Origin of the sequence: Shewanella sp. N2AIL (assembly GCF_022690845.1) — a bacterium.
Classification (GTDB): Bacteria; Pseudomonadota; Gammaproteobacteria; order Enterobacterales; family Shewanellaceae; genus Shewanella; species Shewanella baltica.
The window spans coordinates 62,303-80,765 of the sequence record NZ_JALBYT010000010.1; the positions used below are offsets into that span (position 1 = coordinate 62,303).

General features: G+C 46.9%; 14 protein-coding genes. 7 read left to right on the forward strand and 7 right to left on the reverse strand.

Annotation, left to right across the window (positions count from 1 at the left end):
* Positions 1 to 4: 4 nt before the first annotated feature.
* Genes sdhA through sdhC form a run of 3 tightly spaced genes read right to left on the reverse strand, consistent with a single transcriptional unit; the run spans position 5 to position 2,508 of the window.
* Entirely contained in the window at positions 5 to 1,771 is a 1,767-nt protein-coding gene (gene sdhA, locus MO387_RS08120) for a succinate dehydrogenase flavoprotein subunit (protein WP_063884037.1), read from the reverse strand.
* On the reverse strand, positions 1,772 to 2,119 hold the full coding sequence (gene sdhD, locus MO387_RS08125; RefSeq protein ID WP_006081981.1) for a succinate dehydrogenase, hydrophobic membrane anchor protein: 348 nt from the start codon (positions 2,117 to 2,119) through the stop codon (positions 1,772 to 1,774).
* Positions 2,113 to 2,508 (reverse strand): succinate dehydrogenase cytochrome b556 subunit, encoded by a 396-nt coding sequence (gene sdhC / locus MO387_RS08130; RefSeq protein ID WP_006081982.1) that lies wholly within the window; start codon positions 2,506 to 2,508, stop codon positions 2,113 to 2,115. The genes sdhD and sdhC overlap by 7 nt, the downstream gene beginning before the upstream one ends.
* A gap of 415 nt (positions 2,509 to 2,923) precedes the next feature.
* Here sdhC and MO387_RS08135 point away from each other — a divergent pair, with 415 nt between their 5' ends.
* Positions 2,924 to 4,210, forward strand: coding sequence for a citrate synthase (locus MO387_RS08135; protein WP_006081983.1), 1,287 nt, complete (start codon positions 2,924 to 2,926; stop codon positions 4,208 to 4,210).
* Between the two features lie 48 nt (positions 4,211 to 4,258).
* On the opposite strand, the gene MO387_RS08140 is transcribed toward MO387_RS08135, so the two are convergent.
* A protein-coding gene (locus MO387_RS08140) for an IS3 family transposase (protein ID WP_107947898.1) occupies positions 4,259 to 5,475 on the reverse strand; the annotation gives its coding sequence in 2 pieces (ribosomal slippage) (positions 4,259 to 5,127 and positions 5,127 to 5,475; 1,218 coding nt in all).
* 341 nt (positions 5,476 to 5,816) lie between these two features.
* Here MO387_RS08140 and MO387_RS08145 point away from each other — a divergent pair.
* From MO387_RS08145 to MO387_RS08155, 3 genes are read left to right on the forward strand one after another with little or no spacing between them, the layout of a single operon-like run.
* The gene (locus tag MO387_RS08145) at positions 5,817 to 6,881 is read left to right on the forward strand and encodes an efflux RND transporter periplasmic adaptor subunit (protein ID WP_107947900.1); all 1,065 of its coding nucleotides are present in this window, start codon (positions 5,817 to 5,819) and stop codon (positions 6,879 to 6,881) included.
* Between the two features lie 12 nt (positions 6,882 to 6,893).
* On the forward strand, positions 6,894 to 10,151 hold the full coding sequence (locus tag MO387_RS08150; protein ID WP_107947903.1) for an efflux RND transporter permease subunit: 3,258 nt from the start codon (positions 6,894 to 6,896) through the stop codon (positions 10,149 to 10,151).
* Positions 10,148 to 13,195 (forward strand): efflux RND transporter permease subunit, encoded by a 3,048-nt coding sequence (locus MO387_RS08155; RefSeq protein ID WP_107947905.1) that lies wholly within the window; start codon positions 10,148 to 10,150, stop codon positions 13,193 to 13,195. Before MO387_RS08150 ends, MO387_RS08155 begins: the two co-directional genes overlap by 4 nt.
* 142 nt (positions 13,196 to 13,337) lie before the next feature.
* Here the strand turns inward: MO387_RS08155 and yqfB are convergent, their stop codons facing one another.
* A complete protein-coding gene (gene yqfB / locus MO387_RS08160) occupies positions 13,338 to 13,655 on the reverse strand; it encodes a N(4)-acetylcytidine aminohydrolase (protein WP_107947907.1) in 318 nt (105 codons plus the stop codon).
* Positions 13,656 to 14,006: 351 nt separating this feature from the next.
* Here yqfB and MO387_RS08165 point away from each other — a divergent pair, with 351 nt between their 5' ends.
* Positions 14,007 to 14,204 carry a DUF2986 domain-containing protein gene (locus MO387_RS08165; protein ID WP_107947909.1) on the forward strand — a complete coding sequence of 66 codons (198 nt, stop codon included), beginning with the start codon at positions 14,007 to 14,009 and terminating at the stop codon, positions 14,202 to 14,204.
* Positions 14,205 to 14,416: 212 nt separating this feature from the next.
* Here MO387_RS08165 and MO387_RS08170 read toward each other — a convergent pair whose 3' ends face one another.
* Positions 14,417 to 15,964 (reverse strand): MATE family efflux transporter, encoded by a 1,548-nt coding sequence (locus MO387_RS08170; RefSeq protein ID WP_107947911.1) that lies wholly within the window; start codon positions 15,962 to 15,964, stop codon positions 14,417 to 14,419.
* Between the two features lie 48 nt (positions 15,965 to 16,012).
* The gene (locus MO387_RS08175; protein ID WP_107947913.1) at positions 16,013 to 16,867 is read right to left on the reverse strand and encodes an ion transporter; all 855 of its coding nucleotides are present in this window, start codon (positions 16,865 to 16,867) and stop codon (positions 16,013 to 16,015) included.
* 172 nt (positions 16,868 to 17,039) lie between these two features.
* On the opposite strand from MO387_RS08175, the gene MO387_RS08180 reads away from it, so the two are divergent.
* Both MO387_RS08180 and MO387_RS08185 read left to right on the forward strand, forming a co-directional pair.
* Entirely contained in the window at positions 17,040 to 17,552 is a 513-nt protein-coding gene (locus MO387_RS08180) for a L,D-transpeptidase family protein (protein WP_106651838.1), read from the forward strand.
* Between the two features lie 174 nt (positions 17,553 to 17,726).
* A complete protein-coding gene (locus tag MO387_RS08185; RefSeq protein WP_107947915.1) occupies positions 17,727 to 18,392 on the forward strand; it encodes a VOC family protein in 666 nt (221 codons plus the stop codon).
* The last annotated feature ends 71 nt before the right edge of the window (positions 18,393 to 18,463 follow it).

Sequence of the window (18,463 nt, forward strand, 5' to 3'; positions counted from 1 at the left end):
ACTCCTAGTAGGTACGTTTCTTCGGCGGGAATGCTTCACGTAACTTAGGTGCCATGTTCACTGCACGACGATCCATCGTTTCAGTCACAGGGTCAAATAAGCTGTGGCATAACCAGTTCTCATCATCACGCTCTAAATAATCTTCACGTGAGTGAGCACCGCGACTTTCAGTACGGAAGTTAGCCGCATAAGCCGTTGCAATCGCCGTTGCCATTAAGTTATCTAACTCTAAGCATTCAATACGTTGAGTGTTGAATTCACGAGAGTTATCAGACAATTTAGCATTTGCAAGACGTTCGCGGATCACTTTCAACTGCTCTAAACCTTCAGCCATAGCATCGCCACGACGGAATACAGAGAAGTTTAATTGCATACACAGTTGCAGATCCTTACGGATTTGCGCTGGATCTTCGCCATCTTTGTTGCTTTCCCAACGATTCAGACGCGCCAGAGATGCTTGAATATCCGCATCGCTTGCGTCTTTTGGATCGTCAGTCTCATCCAAAGCTTTACCTAAATGCTGACCCGCTGCGCGGCCAAAGACCACTAAGTCGAGCAATGAGTTACCACCTAAGCGGTTTGCACCGTGAACAGATACACAGGCAATCTCACCCACAGCGAACAGACCGATAACATCTTGTTCAGTGCCGTCTTCATTCTTACGAATAACTTGACCACTGACCTTAGTTGGCAGACCGCCCATCATGTAGTGACAGGTTGGTAATACTGGGATTGGACCATCGGCCGGATCGATATGGGCAAAGGTACGAGACAATTCACACACGCCTGGTAAACGTGCTTCTAATGTTTCTTTACCTAAGTGATCAAGCTTGAGTAAACAGTGTGGACCTAGTGGACCGTCTAAACCACGACCTTCGCGGATTTCAGTCATCATTGAACGTGCTACCACGTCGCGTGATGCCAAATCTTTCGCGTTAGGGGCATAACGCTCCATGAAGCGCTCGCCGTCTTTGTTCAGCAGATAACCGCCTTCACCACGACAACCTTCAGTCACAAGTACACCCGCGCCGGCGATGCCAGTTGGGTGGAATTGCCACATTTCCATGTCTTGCATTTGCACGCCAGCACGCATTGCCATACCGACGCCGTCACCGGTGTTGATATGTGCGTTAGTGGTCGAAGCGTAAATACGCCCTGCTCCACCTGTCGCTAGAATCGTTGCTTTGGCTTTGAAATAAACGATATCGCCTGTTTCAATTTCAATCGCAGTACAACCCACAACGGCGCCATCATCGTTTTTAACGAGATCTAATGCATACCATTCTGAGAAGACTTGCGTCTTATGCTTAACGTTTTGTTGGTATAAACAGTGCAGCAAAGCATGACCAGTACGGTCGGCAGCTGCCGCAGTACGTGCAGCCTGCTCGCCACCAAAGTTCTTAGATTGACCACCAAACGGACGTTGGTAAATCGTGCCATTTTCGAAACGAGAAAAAGGCAAACCCATTTGCTCAAGTTCAATAACGGCTTCAGGACCGGTTTTACACATGAATTCAATCGCTTCTTGGTCACCGATAAAATCGGAACCCTTCACGGTATCGTACATATGCTGTTCCCAATGATCTTCATGGGCGTTACCTAACGCAACAGTGATACCACCCTGCGCAGATACGGTATGAGAACGAGTTGGGAATACTTTTGATAAAAGCGCACAGCTTTTACCTTCTTTGGAAATCTGCAGCGCTGCACGCATACCAGCGCCACCGGCACCGATCACTACAGCATCAAATTCGCGTACTGGAATACTCACTTAGACACCCCACACAATAACAATGCCGGCCGCTAAATAACAAAAAACGGTAACGACAAAGGTGAACTGTAAAACACCACGTAACGACGTGCACTTGACGTAATCTGTCAGCACTTGCCATACACCAATCCAAGCGTGTACTAATAATGCTACCAGCGCCAGAAGTGTAAACACTTTCATCGGCAGAGCGCTAAAAAGGCTATGCCACACGTCGTAGGTGAGAGGGGAACTACATGCAATAAAGCCAACCAAGAAAATGGTGTAACAGGCGAGGATCACTGCACTAGCGCGTAGTAGAATATAGTCATGAACACCACTGCGTCCAAAACTTGCTGCATTGGTTACCATACCCAAATCCCCGCTATGATTGAAAAGGCTACCGTTAAGGCAAATACAGCTTTCGCTGATGCGGCACCCGATGACAATTCTTCCCAACGACCGGTATCCATTACTAAGTGGCGCAGGCCACCGAACAAGTGATACGCCAGTGCAGTCATAATGCCCCACATGATGAACTTCATAACGAAGTTATCGAATAGAGATTGTACGCCAGCGAAACTTTCAGCTGATGCTAAAGATGAATTTAGCAACCAAATGAGAATGCCAACTGCGAACAGCATGATGACACCGGAAACACGGTGAAGAATTGACACAATCGCTGTTGCAGGAAAGCGAATGGTCTGCAGATCTAAATGGACAGGTCTTTGCTTTTTCACGTTCTGCTCACTCAGCTCCATTGAGCATTTTTTTTGTTATGTGAACCGCTTTTGTACAAACTTTAAACTGGGATGTGAATCACGGCAAAAGTAAACACAAAAGCAAAGTTTAAACAAACAGTTAACTATCTGAGCACGCACTCATTTAACATGTAAACAAAGGGTGCTTTATAATCGTTGTTTGCGGCCCTTATTGGGCGAGGCAAGTATACTCGCGGCAAATGTCAAATACAAACATCACAGAATGCAAATTATGTTTTTTTGACGATTTTTTACTGTAAGTGCCAGTTCCGCATGGGAAAGTAAAGGCATTTATACCATGGTCTAACAAATTTAAACGCTTATTTAAATTGAAATGTGATCTAGAATGGCTGTAAAGTAATGGCGGTTTGACATGCCGCACTCACAGATAAGAACTAAGTAAGGAGAACGGGGTATGGCTGATTTAAAAGCCAAATTAGAATTACCAGGGAACGACTCGATAGAATTGCCAGTAAAGCAGGGAACCGCTGGTTTTGACGTAATCGACATCAGTAAACTTGGCAGCAAAGGTTACTTCACTTTTGATCCAGGTTTTCTTGCGACTGCCTCCTGTGAATCTGCAATTACCTATATTGATGGTGATCTGGGTATATTGTTACACCGTGGCTATCCAATCGATCAACTCGCCGTTGACTCCGATTACCTAGACCTGTGTTATCTGCTGCTTTACGGTGAACTGCCGACAAAAGCGCAATATACTGAGTTTGTACATACAGTTAAAACCCACACTATGGTTCACGAGCAGCTAGCCTTCTTCTTTAGAGGTTTCCGTCGTGATGCTCATCCTATGGCCATGTTATGTGGTGTGACGGGTGCATTATCTGCATTTTACCAAGACTCTCTGGATGTTAACGATCCACGTCACCGTGAAATCGCCGCTTATCGCTTAGTCTCAAAAATGCCTACGATAGCAGCCATGTGCTACAAGTATTCTTCAGGCCAGCCATTCGTGTACCCACGTAATGACTTAAGCTATGCGGGCAACTTCTTAAGCATGATGTTTGCTGTGCCATGTGAAGAATACATAGTTAACCCTATCGTTGAACGTGCAATGGACAGGATCTTCATTTTACATGCTGATCATGAACAAAATGCATCGACTTCAACCGTACGTTTAGCCGGTTCTTCAGGTGCTAACCCATTTGCGTGTATCGCAGCGGGTATCGCGTCTCTTTGGGGCCCTGCACACGGCGGCGCTAACGAAGCCTGTTTGCAAATGTTAGAAGAAATCGGTTCAGTTGACCGCATTCCTGAATTCATTGAACGTGCTAAAGACAAGAACGATCCATTCCGTCTGATGGGCTTTGGACACCGTGTTTACAAAAACTTTGACCCACGTGCCAAAGTTATGCGTGAAACCTGTCACGAAGTGCTGAAAGAACTGAAAGTTAAGGATCCACTATTGGATGTGGCAATGGAGCTTGAGCGCATTGCGCTTGAGGACGAATACTTCATTTCTAAGAAGCTGTATCCAAACGTCGACTTCTACTCTGGCATCATCATGAAAGCCATTGGTATTCCAACCAGTATGTTCACTGTGCTGTTCGCACTGGCACGTACTGTTGGCTGGATTGCACACTGGAAAGAAATGTTAGATCAACCAGGCCACAAAATCAGCCGTCCACGTCAGTTATATACTGGCGAAACTGCGCGTGATTTCGTCGCACAAGACAAACGCTAAGTCCCACGACTTTGTCTCGTCCTGAAATAAGTTGACACTTATTTCTACCTAAAACGCCTGATGAACCTCATCGGGCGTTTTATATTTTAAGGCCAAATGTGGCCGTCGTTGATTATATATGGCGACCGCTTCTGCCACCATCTGTCGCGCCTCCTGCAGCGTTGCTGGCTTATGTGTTAAAAACTCCTGCTTCAATATGACATTTACGCGTTCTGCTAATGCATTTTGATAGCAGTCATATCCGTCTGTCATTGAGCATGTCACACCATGATGTGTGTGAACCGCTTGATAAGCGTTTGAGCAGTATTGTATTCCTCGATCTGAGTGGTGTATCAGCGGTTTATCTTTGTCTTGCCGCTGCCTCAGTGCCTGTTTGTACGCTGTTAGCACACCATCTGTTTTGAGATTATCATCAACATGATAGCCCACGATTTTTCGTGACCAGGCATCGGTCACCAGGCTTAAGTAGGCTTCATTATTTTGCAGTGGCAGATAGGTAATATCAGCCACCCAGACTTGCTCTGAGCGAGTGATGTCCACTTGTTGCTCACTGGGCTTAAGCAAGTTGGGATGACACCTAAATCGATGATGACTGTGAGTCGTTTTGTGGTACGCCCGTTTAGGTGCGACCAACAAACGATGCGCTCTGAGGCTGCTAAATAACCGGTCTCGCCCAATCACTATTTGATGTGATTTATTCAGTAAATACTGCAACTTGCGTGTACCTATTCGTGGTTGAAATAACCGTTCATATTGCACCGTTTGCAACACGTGTTGCTCCCTCTGCTCTGATACTTTTTGCCGCTGACATTGCTGATAATACGCCTGACGGCTAATCCCGAGGTAACGACAGCATTGGGTGACGCGATAACCTATGGCCGTTTTTTCCTGGAGCGTTTCGCTCGTGGCTTTTTTACGACAGAAATCCCGTAGTCAGTTCTAAGTTTTTCGACAATGGCTTCGAAGAACGCGGCTTTCATGCGGGTATCTTCAAGTTCGGCTTCGAGTGCTTTTATCTTTTGCTCGGGAGTGAGTGTGGTGGGCTCAGTCATTAAATGTCCTCGCATTGATGTCGATGGTGTTCCTTGGGACCAATCCAGTTTTCCATGTTTGCGAAGCCAAACTAACACGGTGGAACAACCTTGAATACCGTACTTGTCTTGGGCCTGCTTATAAGTCAGCTCGCCTTTTTCCACTTGGTCGACAACGGCCAATTTAAAAGCGAGGGAATAATCACGTTGAGTTCGTTTAATTGTTGAAGTCATTACACTCTCCAAAATGAGTTTGAAAAGTGTCAACGCTATTTAGGACGGGTCACTTACGCATTAAAAAGCGCCTGAGGGCGCTTTTTTCATATCAAACAATCCCCTTTGACACTCCCCTTGTTAGACAAAATACATTGTTGCAATTGCCTACTTGCGTAACCGCTGTTAACCGCCTTTAGTTATTCTCATCACTTTTTAAACTTTTTAGCTACATTTAGTGGAATTAGCACATTAGTCTTAACTTAAATATAGCTTAACTATATGAAATTAAGCTATATTTAATGTTGGCACGGTTTCTGCTATCAAATGGCATCACAATAAAGACAACAGGTAACACACTTATGGAAAAGTCAAACATTGCTAAATTCGCCCTACCCCTGCTAATGATTTCAATGCTAGCAGCCTGTGGTAAGGAAGAAATGGCTAAAAAAGAAGAAAAATATGCCATTCCCGTCGAAACCACCACAGTGATGCAAGGAAACGTTTCATCTTTCTACAGCACAACAGCCACCTTAGAAGCGCCTCAAGAAGCCAATGTCGTCAGCCGCATTTCTGGACTCATTGAATCACTAGCCGTTGAAGAAGGTGACCGCGTGCAGAAGGGTCAAGTGCTCGCCGTTATCGATGCCAAAAGACAGCAATACGATTTAGACCGCTCAGAAGCCGAAGTTAAAATCATTGAGCAGGAATTGAATCGTCTGAAGAAAATGGGCAACAAAGAATTTATCAGCGCAGATTCGATGGCCAAACTTGAATATAACTTGCAAGCCGCCATCGCCAAGAAAGACCTTGCCGAGCTACAAGTCAAAGAAAGCCGCGTACTGTCCCCTATTAGCGGTGTCGTCGCTAAACGTTATGTGAAAGCAGGCAACATGGCGAAGGAATTTGGCGATTTGTTTTATATCGTTAATCAAGATGAACTCCACGGTATAGTCCATCTGCCAGAGCAACAACTTGCCAGCTTAAGACTCGGCCAAGAAGCACAAGTGTTCAGCAATCAACAAAGTAAAAATGCTATCCATGCCAAAGTGCTGCGGATAAGCCCGATTGTTGACCCACAAAGTGGCACGTTCAAAGTGACATTAGCCGTACCGAATCAAGAGGCGCGCCTAAAAGCAGGCATGTTTACCCGTGTTGAGCTTAAGTATGACACCCATGAAAACGTGATTACCGTTCCCTATAGCGCCCTGATTAACCAAGATAACAGGCAAGCTCTGTATGTTATCGATGGCACTAATGCTAACCGCCGTGAAGTCGAAATTGGCTACCGTGAAGGTGACTCTGTAGAAGTGATTGCAGGCATTAACCCAGGTGAACAAGTCGTGACCCGTGGCCAGCAAAACTTGAAAGACCAATCCTTAGTCGAAGTGATCACCCCACTCGATCTTGCTTCCGCTAAGAACTGATAGGAGCCTTTCATGTCAATTATCAGCACTTCCGTTAAACGGCCAGTCACGGTGTGGATGTTCATGCTGGCGGTGATTTTATTCGGTATGGTGGGATTTTCCCGCTTAGCGGTGAAGTTACTGCCAGACTTAAGCTATCCCACATTAACCATTCGCACTATGTATGACGGTGCGGCGCCAGTAGAAGTTGAACAGCTCGTCTCTAAACCGATTGAAGAAGCCGTTGGCGTGGTCAAAGGCTTACGTAAAATCAGCTCTATTTCGCGCTCAGGCATGTCAGATGTAGTGCTTGAGTTTGAATGGGGCACCACAATGGACATGGCGAGTTTAGATGTGCGCGAAAAACTCGACACTATCGCCCTGCCTTTGGATGTTAAAAAGCCATTATTACTGCGCTTTAACCCCAACCTTGACCCAATCATGCGTCTCGCGTTGTCTGTGCCCAATGCCTCAGAAGCCGATCTTAAGCAAATGCGCACCTACGCAGAAGAAGAGCTTAAGCGTCGCTTAGAAGCGCTTTCTGGGGTCGCCGCCGTGCGTTTATCCGGTGGTTTAGAGCAAGAAGTACACATTCAGCTCAATCAAGAAAAACTATCGCAACTTAACCTCAATGCCGACGACATTAAACGTCGCATTAATGAGGAAAACATTAACCTCTCTGCGGGTAAAGTGATCCAAGGTGATCGCGAATACTTAGTGCGGACGCTAAACCAATTCAATTCACTAGATGAACTTGGCCAAGTGATCGTCTATCGCGACGAGCAAACCTTAGTACGTTTATTCGAAGTCGCTACGATTACGGATGCCTATAAAGAACGCAGTGATATCACCCGCATCGGTAGCCAAGAATCGATTGAACTGGCGATTTATAAAGAAGGTGATGCGAACACTGTCGCCGTCGCCAAAAAACTGCGCGATGAACTTGTCAAAATCAATCAAGATCCTAAGCAAAACAAACTCGAAGTGATTTACGATCAATCCGAGTTTATCGAAAGTGCGGTCAGTGAAGTCACCTCTTCGGCGCTAATGGGCAGTTTATTGTCCATGCTAGTGATTTACCTATTCCTGCGTAACATCATCCCAACGCTGATTATTTCCATCTCGATCCCCTTCTCGGTTATCGCGACCTTTAACATGATGTATTTTGCCGATATTAGCTTAAACATCATGTCATTAGGTGGTATCGCGCTGGCCATTGGTCTATTAGTCGATAACGCCATTGTGGTATTAGAGAACATTGACCGCTGTCGCAGCGAAGGCATGAGTAAGTTAGACGCCGCAGTCACAGGCACAAAAGAAGTAGCTGGCGCGATTTTCGCCTCCACACTGACGACCCTTGCGGTGTTTGTGCCCTTAGTGTTTGTTGATGGGATTGCCGGCGCTCTGTTCTCTGACCAAGCGCTAACAGTCACGTTTGCCCTGTTGGCCTCGCTATTAGTCGCCTTAACCTCTATCCCTATGCTGGCATCGCGCGAAGGCTTTAAAACCTTACCCGCACTGATAAAAACCACGCCCAAAGATAAACCCACCACTAAAATGGGTAAGTTTAAACACTATAGCGCGACTGTGTTCTCCTTCCCTATTCTATTGATTTTTAGTTACTTACCAAGTGCATTGTTGACCTTAGTGCTGATTTTAGGTCGCTTTTTCTCCTGGCTCATCGGTCTTATCATGCGTCCTTTGAGTTCTGGATTTAACTTTGTCTATCACAGTATCGAGAAGGTTTATCACAAGCTGCTGGCCTCGGCGCTGCGTCAACAAATGACCACGCTGCTGCTCACCATTGCGATAACGGGCGCGTGTATTAGCCTGTTACCTCGCCTAGGTATGGAGCTTATTCCACCGATGAATCAGGGCGAATTCTATGTAGAAATCCTACTGCCACCGGGTACTGCAGTGAGCGAAACCGATAAGGTATTGCAACAACTCGCTTTGTCTATCAAGGACAGAGCCGAAGTTAAACATGCCTATAGCCAAGCTGGTAGCGGTGGTTTGATGACCTCGGATACTGCTCGCGGTGGTGAAAACTGGGGCCGCTTACAAGTGGTGCTGACAGATCACAGTGCCTATAACGCGATCACTCAAGTGCTGCGTGATACCGCACGCCGCATTCCTGAACTTGAAGCAAAAATTGAGCAACCTGAGCTATTCAGCTTTAAAACGCCACTGGAGATTGAGCTCACGGGTTACGATTTGAACTTGCTCAAGCGCAGTGCCGATAGTCTAGTCAAAGCATTATCCGCATCAGATCGTTTTGCTGACGTGAATACCAGTCTGCGCGATGGTCAACCTGAGCTGAGTATCCGTTTCGATCATGCAAGGTTAGCGGCGCTCGGAATGGATGCACCAACGGTTGCAAACCGCATTGCCCAGCGCGTTGGCGGTACCATTGCCAGCCAATACACGGTACGTGATCGTAAGATTGATATTCTGGTGCGCAGTGAACTCGCCGAGCGCGATCAAATCAGCGATATCGATGCCTTAATCATCAACCCGAACAGCAATCAACCTATTGCTTTAAGTGCGGTTGCCGAAGTGTCATTACAATTAGGCCCCTCGGCGATTAACCGTATCAGCCAGCAACGTGTGGCACTGGTGTCGGCTAACCTCGCCTACGGTGACTTAAGCGATGCAGTAGCACAGGCGCAGCAAATACTGTCGCAACAGGTGCTACCGGCATCGGTACAAGCCCGCTTTGGTGGTCAAAATGAGGAAATGGAGCACTCATTCCAGTCACTCAAAATTGCCCTTATCTTAGCGATTTTCTTAGTGTATTTAGTGATGGCGAGTCAGTTTGAGTCACTACTGCACCCCTTGCTTATCCTGTTTGCTGTACCTATGGCATTGGCGGGTAGCGTGCTGGGGCTTTACATCACCCAAACCCATTTGAGTGTGGTGGTATTTATCGGCCTTATTATGTTGGCGGGTATTGTAGTGAACAACGCTATTGTTTTGGTGGATCGCATCAACCAACTGCGCAGTGAAGGTGTTGAAAAACTCGATGCCATTCGCGCCGCGGCTAAATCGCGCCTACGTCCCATTATGATGACCACGCTCACCACCACCTTAGGCTTATTGCCGATGGCACTGGGGTTGGGCGATGGTTCAGAGGTACGTGCACCTATGGCGATTACGGTGATTTTTGGTCTGAGTTTATCCACTTTACTGACCTTAATTGTGCTACCAGTGCTCTATGCCCTGTTCGACCGTAAAGTGTATGACGTTGCAGCCACAGATATCGCGCATGACGTTGAGGAGGCTCGCCCATGAACCTCACCCGTTTAGCCATTAAGCGTCCCGTGACCACCAGCATGTTCTTCTTTGCTATCTTGCTGTTTGGTCTCGCCTCGAGTCGTTTGTTACCACTGGAAATGTTCCCCGGTATCGATATTCCGCAGATTGTGGTGCAAGTGCCCTACAAGGGCTCAACCCCCGCTGAAGTGGAGCGCGATATCACCAAAGTGCTGGAGGAATCCCTCGCCACTATGGGTGGGATTGATGAGCTCGAGTCAGAATCTTCTCAAGAAGGTTCTGAAATCGAAATCAACATGAAGTGGGGTGAAAACGTTGCTACTAAGAGCCTAGAAGCGCGGGAAAAAATCGATGCGGTGCGGCATTTACTGCCAAAGGATGTTGAGCGGGTCTTTATCCGCCAATTCTCCACCGCCGACATGCCAGTGCTCACGATACGTATATCGAGCGACCGCGAGCTGTCAGGCGCATTCGATTTACTCGATAAACAGCTCAAGCGTCCGCTTGAACGTGTTGAAGGTGTCTCTAAGGTCAGCCTGTACGGCGTTGAACAAAAGCAGATTGAAGTGCGCATCAATGCCGACCGTCTTGCCGCCAGTGGATTTTCAGCCACCGACTTGCAAGCCCGCCTCGGCAGAGAAAACTTTGTGATTAGCGCTGGCACACTCAGGGCCAGTAACATCGTTTACCAAGTGTCGCCGAAGGGCGAGTTTAGAAACCTTGAAGATATCAAAGCACTGGTGCTGATCCCAGGATTGACCTTAGGCGATATTGCAGATGTGCAGTTTGCCTTGCCAGAGCGTATCGAAGGTCGCCATTTAGATCAGCACTATGCTGTCGGTTTAGATGTGTTTAAGGAATCAGGTGCTAACTTAGTCGAAGTGTCTGAACGCGTACTAAAAGTCATCGAACTAGCGAAGCAAGATCAACAGTTCCAAGGTATTCGGCTGTTTATCATGGAAGATCAAGCCTCTGGGGTTAAATCATCCCTGATGGACCTACTGTTTTCGGGTTTAATCGGCGCCCTGCTGTCCTTTGTGGTGCTGTACTTGTTCCTGCGTAATCTGAAAATGACCTTAGTGGTCGTGTCGTCTGTGCCGATTTCCATCGGTATGACGCTCGCCGCCATGTATTTACTCGGTTACAGCTTGAATATCCTGTCTATGATGGGACTCTTGCTCGCCATTGGTATGTTAATTGATAACGCTGTGGTGGTGACCGAGAGCGTGCTGCAGGAGAAACAAGGCAAATCACCCAAGGATAATGAAGAGTCAGTGATGACTGGCGTCGATAAAGTATCCCTCGCCGTATTGGCGGGCACTATGACCACTGCCATCGTATTTTTACCGAATATTTTTGGCGTGAAAGTGGAGCTGACGATTTTCCTAGAGCATGTTGCCATCGCGATTTGTATCTCACTTGCGGCATCGCTACTGGTTGCTAAAACCTTGATCCCTTTGATGTTGACTAAGTTCCACTTCGACATCGCGCCCGAAAAGGATGCCGGTAAGTTACAACGCTTCTACAACAATACACTTAACTGGGTATTGCTGAGGCCTTGGCGTTCAGGCTTTATTGCGGTGGCCATTCTCGCGTCCACCGCCCTGCCGCTGTCTATGGTCAAACAGGATCAAGAAGACAGCCAGAGCAAGGAGCGGATTTACATCAACTATCAAGTGGAAGGTCGCCATAATCTCAATGTGACTGAAGCTATGGTCAATCAAATGGAAGAGTATCTTTATAAAAATAAAGAGGAATTTCATATTGATTCTGTCTACAGCTACTACTCATCCGACGATGGTTCATCAGTGATATTGCTGAAGAAAGACTTGCCTATGCCACTGGATGAGTTGAAAAAGAAAATCCGCAGCGGCTTCCCTAAGTATTCGATCGCCAAACCGCAATTTGGTTGGGGCAATGACAACTCTGGTGTGCGCGTGACGCTCACAGGTCGCTCAACCTCTGAGCTGATTAACTTAAGCGAACAAGTAATCCCTTTACTGCAAAATATCAAAGGAATGCAAGATGTTCGCTCTGAGCTTAACGGTGCGCAACAGGAAGTGGTTATCCGCATCGATAGGCAAATGGCGGCGCGGTTAGATTTAAAACTCAATGAAATCGCTTCGAGTATCTCTATGGCACTGCGTGGTTCACCGTTGCGCTCATTCCGTCACGATCCTAATGGCGAACTGCGCATCGAAATGGCCTATGAAAAAGAGTGGCAAAAGTCGCTCGAAAAACTCAAGCAGTTACCGATAGTGCGCATCGACCAAAGGGTGTACACCTTGGATAACTTAGCGAAGATTGAGATCCAACCTCGCTTCGATACGATCAAGCACTTTAATCGCCAAACCTCTTTATCGATTGGCGCTAACTTAGAAAACCTCACCACGGAAGAAGCGCAAACTAAGATCAAGCAAGTGATGGAAAATATCCATTTCCCTAATGGTTACGACTATTCATTACGCGGTGGATTTGAGCGTCAAGATGAAGATCAGAATGTGATGGCAACCAATATGCTATTGGCTGTCGCGATGATTTATATCGTCATGGCGGCGCTGTTTGAATCGCTGTTATTACCGACGGCGATTATCACTTCAATCCTATTTTCGATCACAGGTGTATTCTGGGCGCTGTTTATCACGGGCACGCCTATTTCTGTGATGGCCATGATAGGCATTTTGATTTTAATGGGAATTGTGGTGAATAACGGCATCGTTCTGGTGGATCAAATTAACCAGATGACGCCGGATCTCGACAAATTGTCCGCCACCATTCGAGACGTGTGTATCACGCGCTTACGGCCAGTATTGATGACAGTGGGCACCACAGTGTTGGGCTTAGTTCCACTGGCGATGGGTGATACCCAAATTGGTGGCGGCGGCCCGCCATATTACCCCATGGCAATCGCCATTATTGGTGGCTTGTCGTTCTCGACATTGACTAGCTTGTACTTAGTGCCTTTGTGCTACCAAGCCTTGTATCGAATGCGCCATCGTGCCGCTATTCGTTTAGGCCAAGCCGACCGCGTAGCTCAAAAACTGCTCCCTTGGACAGTGTAGTCAACCGGCACAACTGAATTTGCTTTTGAAGCAAATGACATTGAAACAATGAACCAAAAGGCTGCAGCGCAGCCTTTTCTATTTATGAATCGAACCAGAACATCTTACAACACTCATTGCTGCGACATACTACGGCGACAAATTACTGCGGCAAAATCCTAAAACGGATCATAAACAATTGCTCAAGACCGGGGTAAATCTCGGCAATCACATCGCGTAACTGTGACAGAGTCATATTCTCTTGTTTGGCATGCACTTTGGTGAGCTCAGTTAACTTTACTGGCGTGACATCGATAATCTGGATATCACAAAACCAGCGGTCCGTTTCGAAGGTGGACACAGGTAGAATTTGCCCCGCTATCACATGGGACTCGGCTTCATCGCGCAGGGTAATGGTTTTCGAACCACTTAAGATATCGTGTTCAAAACGCTCGAAAAAAGTGATTTTAGTGAGTAACACAGCTTTTCCTCAGATTGTACATAAGCAATAAAAAATGACATTGGCGTCAGTTTATCGAACGAATCATGCGGGGCAATATAATGGCTTTTAACGCCTACTGACAGCAGGTAGCGCAAAATACTCGACATCGATTGCACTCATCCCTGTACTGCCCATTGAGTCAAACTCCCGTGAAAACGCGCTATTGCAAAATTGACCGCCAAAAAGTTGCGGTTCTTTTCGACAGTTTTCAATAAAACAATTCAGCAAAACATAGTCAGTTAGCTCAGATTGAGTTAGAATCCGCCCTCAATTGAGCCCTTGGCCTCATATTCCTGCGCATAGCGGGTGCGAAACGAAATTAGAGACGTCATGAACAAGAAACAAAAGATCATCAAGAAAATTGCTAAACGCGCTAAGGCCAGACTGAATAAAGTCGACCCAGTGACTATCGGCTCGCCAGCAAAATCAGGTTACATCTCTAAGGCCGAACGCGCAAAAATGGCGGCATTAGAAGCCACGACTGAACAAGTCGAAGGCCAACAAGACGCGCCAAGCATTGAAGAATAAGCAGTACTGAAGAATAAGCAGTACTGAAGAATAAGCGTACCGCAGAATAACGCTTTCTAGCGGCGTATTGTTGTGCATTGTTAACCCGACTAGATTAACTGCAAACGCCGCTTCAAACAAAAATGCCACAAGCAATCTTGTGGCATTTTGTTTTTCTGTGTTCCTAAGTTCGCGCTGCTAGCCGGCTTTGGCAAACCACATAGCCTCTAAAGTCAGTGCGGCTTTTTACCTTCTTCCAAATACGTTATCGGCAATACCGACTCACTCTCTTGCTCCTCGGTTAATTGCGCCATCTGCACGCAAGAAGATGAAAGTGGATTGGTCGCACTCGGCAGGTTCTCCGCCACACAGTTCGCGATTTCCTCCTCTTCACTCAGCGCAACATTACGGGGAGCGGCATTGATGCCGCCGACATTCGCCATCGCAGGCAACTGGGCCTGCGCCGCCACTTTATCCACTAAACGGTAGGCAACCCACACACCTAAGGTGCCAAACAAAATAGACCCTAATATTTGCCCAATCAATACGCCATAAACCCCGCCCCAGAGTGCACCAAAATACACAAAAGGTACTGTGCCTAAGGTGGCTTTACCGACGTTAAATAGGGTGGAATATTTAGCCTTGCCGAGGTTGTTAAAGGATGCATTCGCCACGAATAAAATCCCCGAAAAGATAAAGAAAACCGCAATATAACTACAGAAAAAGTGGATAAGATCGGCGCTATCGCCCTTCATATCAAACACATTGACCAAATGTGACTTAAGCGCGAACAGCAACAGAGACATTACCAGCACATACACAGCACAAAACTGGATGGCACGAGTTAAACTCTCGCGCACTCGGTCAAACTGTCCCGCACCAAAATTTTGACCAACAATAGGGCCAATCGCACCCGAAAGCGCGAAGATCATCCCAAAGGTCACAGGGATTAAACGCCCTAATACCGCCCAGCCCGCCACGTAAGCGTCACCGAAATCGGCAATGGCTCGGGTCACAAAGGCATTACCGATGGGCGTTGCCACATTGGTTAACATCGCAGGTCCCGCAATGGCAAAAATGGGTTTAAGATCGGCGACAAAGTGTGCCTTATCGAAATGACCTAACAACTTATGCTTAACCACAACGCCGCGGCCAGCAATTAAAAATACCGCCACCCGCGCTAAAACGGATGCCAATGCCGCACCTTCTATCCCCATGGCGAACAAGAAGATAAAAATCGGGTCGAGTACAGCATTAACGCCGCCGCCCGCTAAGGTCGACATCATGGATAACTTAGCATCACCCACGGCGCGCAAAGCCCCGCCGAGCGCCATCGCAAGACAAATAAAGGGCAAGGAAGGCACTAAGATATACAAGTAGCTGGCAGCGAGCTCAGCCGTATGGCCACTTGCGCCCACTAAGGCAACCAACTCAGGGATGAAAGTAGTGACCACGCCGGCCACCAGCACGCTAATCAGCGTTGTCACAACAGCGCTATTGAGCAATAGCCGCTTTGCTAACACCACATCTTTTGCGCCAATCGAGCGAGACACTAAAGCGCCTAAAGCAATTGATAAGCCTATCCCAATGGATGTCGTGAAAAAGGAGATGCTGCCAGCATAACCCACAGCCGCAGCAAGCTCATGCTCCCCCAATAAGCTCAGGAAAAAGATATCCAGTAAATCCACCACAAATAAGGCAGAAATCCCCACAGCGGCGGTCGAACTCATCACTAAGATGTGGCGTAATATGGGGCCTTCAACAAACTTGGCTTGCGTCATACGAGTGTTTTACCTGCAAAAAATAATAAGTGTCAGCCAACGCTATGACTAAGCGCCTTTTTCAACGGGGGCATCTAGGCTATCTAACTCGCATCCGCAGCGGCTACAGTACATGGCATCAAGATCGTGACCGGTTTTATGGCATTGATTGCACGAGCGTAAATCTCGATGACGCCCTACTTCTTGGGAGATCTCCGCAGTTAAAATCCCCGTTGGGATCGCAATAATCGAGTAACCAATCAGCATAGTAAAAGCCGCAATCGCCTGTCCTAATCCCGTTTTAGGGGTGATATCACCGTAACCGACAGTGGTAATAGTCACAATTGTCCAGTAGACAGATTTAGGTATTGAACTAAAACCATTATCAGGCCCTTCAACCACATACATTACCGCACTGAGCACCATAACGATCAAACTGACCGAGAAGAAAAATATAAAGACCTTACGACTCGACTGCATCATGGCTCTAAGCAACACATTCCCTTCACTCAAATAACGCAGTAATTTGAGTACGCGGAAAATCCTGAATAACCTGAGAATTCGGATGACTAAGGTAAAGTTAGCGCCAGGGATCAGTAACGCCAGATAACTTGGCAATACAGATAACAAATCGACTATGCCATAAAAGCTGCGGGCATATAACACGGGATGAGTCGCACAATACAAACGTAGGCCATATTCAAGGGTGAATATAATCGTAAAGACCCACTCCAAGACGCGAATAATCTGCCCGTATTCACGATGAAACACTTCTACCGTATCGAGAAATACTAGAGCGACACTCAGCACAATGCACACCATTAAGGCGATATCAAAATAGCGGCCAGCGGGGGTATCAGTGCCAAAAATAATGGTGCGTAATTGACGTTTTAGTGGGCTTTCGGATTCGATATTTTCAGACATAAAAGCTTTTACTTCCTTGCAACAAACTGACTAACACAGGGATTACAGTATAAATATGCCACGAGTCTGCCATGCAATTGCATTCAGCTCAAAATTATCTACTCACAGCAAGATAAAATTGCGGTATGATGCCGAAAAAAGCCAACAACTAGTGTTAATTTTCGAGGAATTCATGCGCGCCACCCTACTTTCCACATTGACCACCCTCACAGTGACTATCGCGGCACTCGTTTCACCCGGATTACATGCCTCAGGCATGGGTAAAGTGGATCTTGTGGTGATCACAAAATCCGAATCCAGTATGGCTTTATTGCGCGATGGCAAAATACTCAAACAATATCGCATTGCCATGGGTGACTTACCCGCAGGACACAAATTAAAGGAAGGCGATCAACGCACACCACAGGGACGTTATACCCTAGATTATAAAAAGCCCGACAGTGCCTATTATAAATCGATCCATATTTCCTATCCCAATGAAGAAGATAAACTCAGAGCCAAAGCCTTAGGCATTAGACCCGGAGGCATGATCATGATCCACGGTCAGAACCCTAAGTCGCCGTTGCCGCCAGAACAAGCCCAGCAATACAACTGGACCGACGGTTGTATCGCGATAACCAACGCCGAAATGGATGAAGTGTGGAAAGTGGTCGATGAAGGAACGCCAATTGAAATTTGGCCGTAACCTTAGCCGACTTAGCCATGGCAACACGCCGAATAGATAATGTCACAACATCAAACACGCCCAGCTTATGGGCGTTTTTATTTAGCCATTTACATCATATCGTTAGCTGTATTATCCCCGTGATTTTGTGTAAGGGATAAAAACTAACGGCAATACACATGCCTTGGAGCCTATATGTCATCATCCAATGAAGCTGCCACGCCGCAGAGCACAATCATCAGCTATGAGCAATTAACCCAAAGCTGGCCCGCCTTCGAAGCACAAATTTTAGCCTTGCTTGAAACCTTAGACTTAGCGGATAAAGCACTGGTTTGCGATCATGTCGCGCTGCGTGTCAATTCCATCGCCAGTGCCGATGCCCTGCGCGATGCCTTTAGCTGCGTCGGTAAGATCATTTCAGACAACATCATCAATGGCCGTACGATTCTGATCATCGAACTGGATACCCCACTCACGCTCGGTCAATTTAGCATTGCCTGTGTTGAACTTCCCTACCCCAGCGACAAAGTCTATCCGCAGGAAGGCTGGGAACACATAGAGCTAGTCATTGATTCAAAAGCGACAGAGTGCGATACCCTGAGTCAAGATTTGCTCGCCCTGTGTCCCAAACTCAGCGCTTTGCTACCATCAGAACAGGCTGCTGAGCCTGTTCCGTCAAGCTCACTAGGCTTGAACTCACAAGGCATAGCATCCCTTGCTGGGATAAAAATTAAGATGAGCTCGCCCAAAGGGGATAAAGAGCGTTTAGCCAATCCGACTATCGCCTTTAAACGCGATGATGTGTGCATTAAAGTGCATCCCCATGGCATAAAAGCGGTGATCGCCAGCGAGCAAACGTAGCGGGAATATTTTAGGCGGGCTTAAAATCTGAAAGAAGAGAACACTGAGCTTACATTTCTATTGGCACTTGC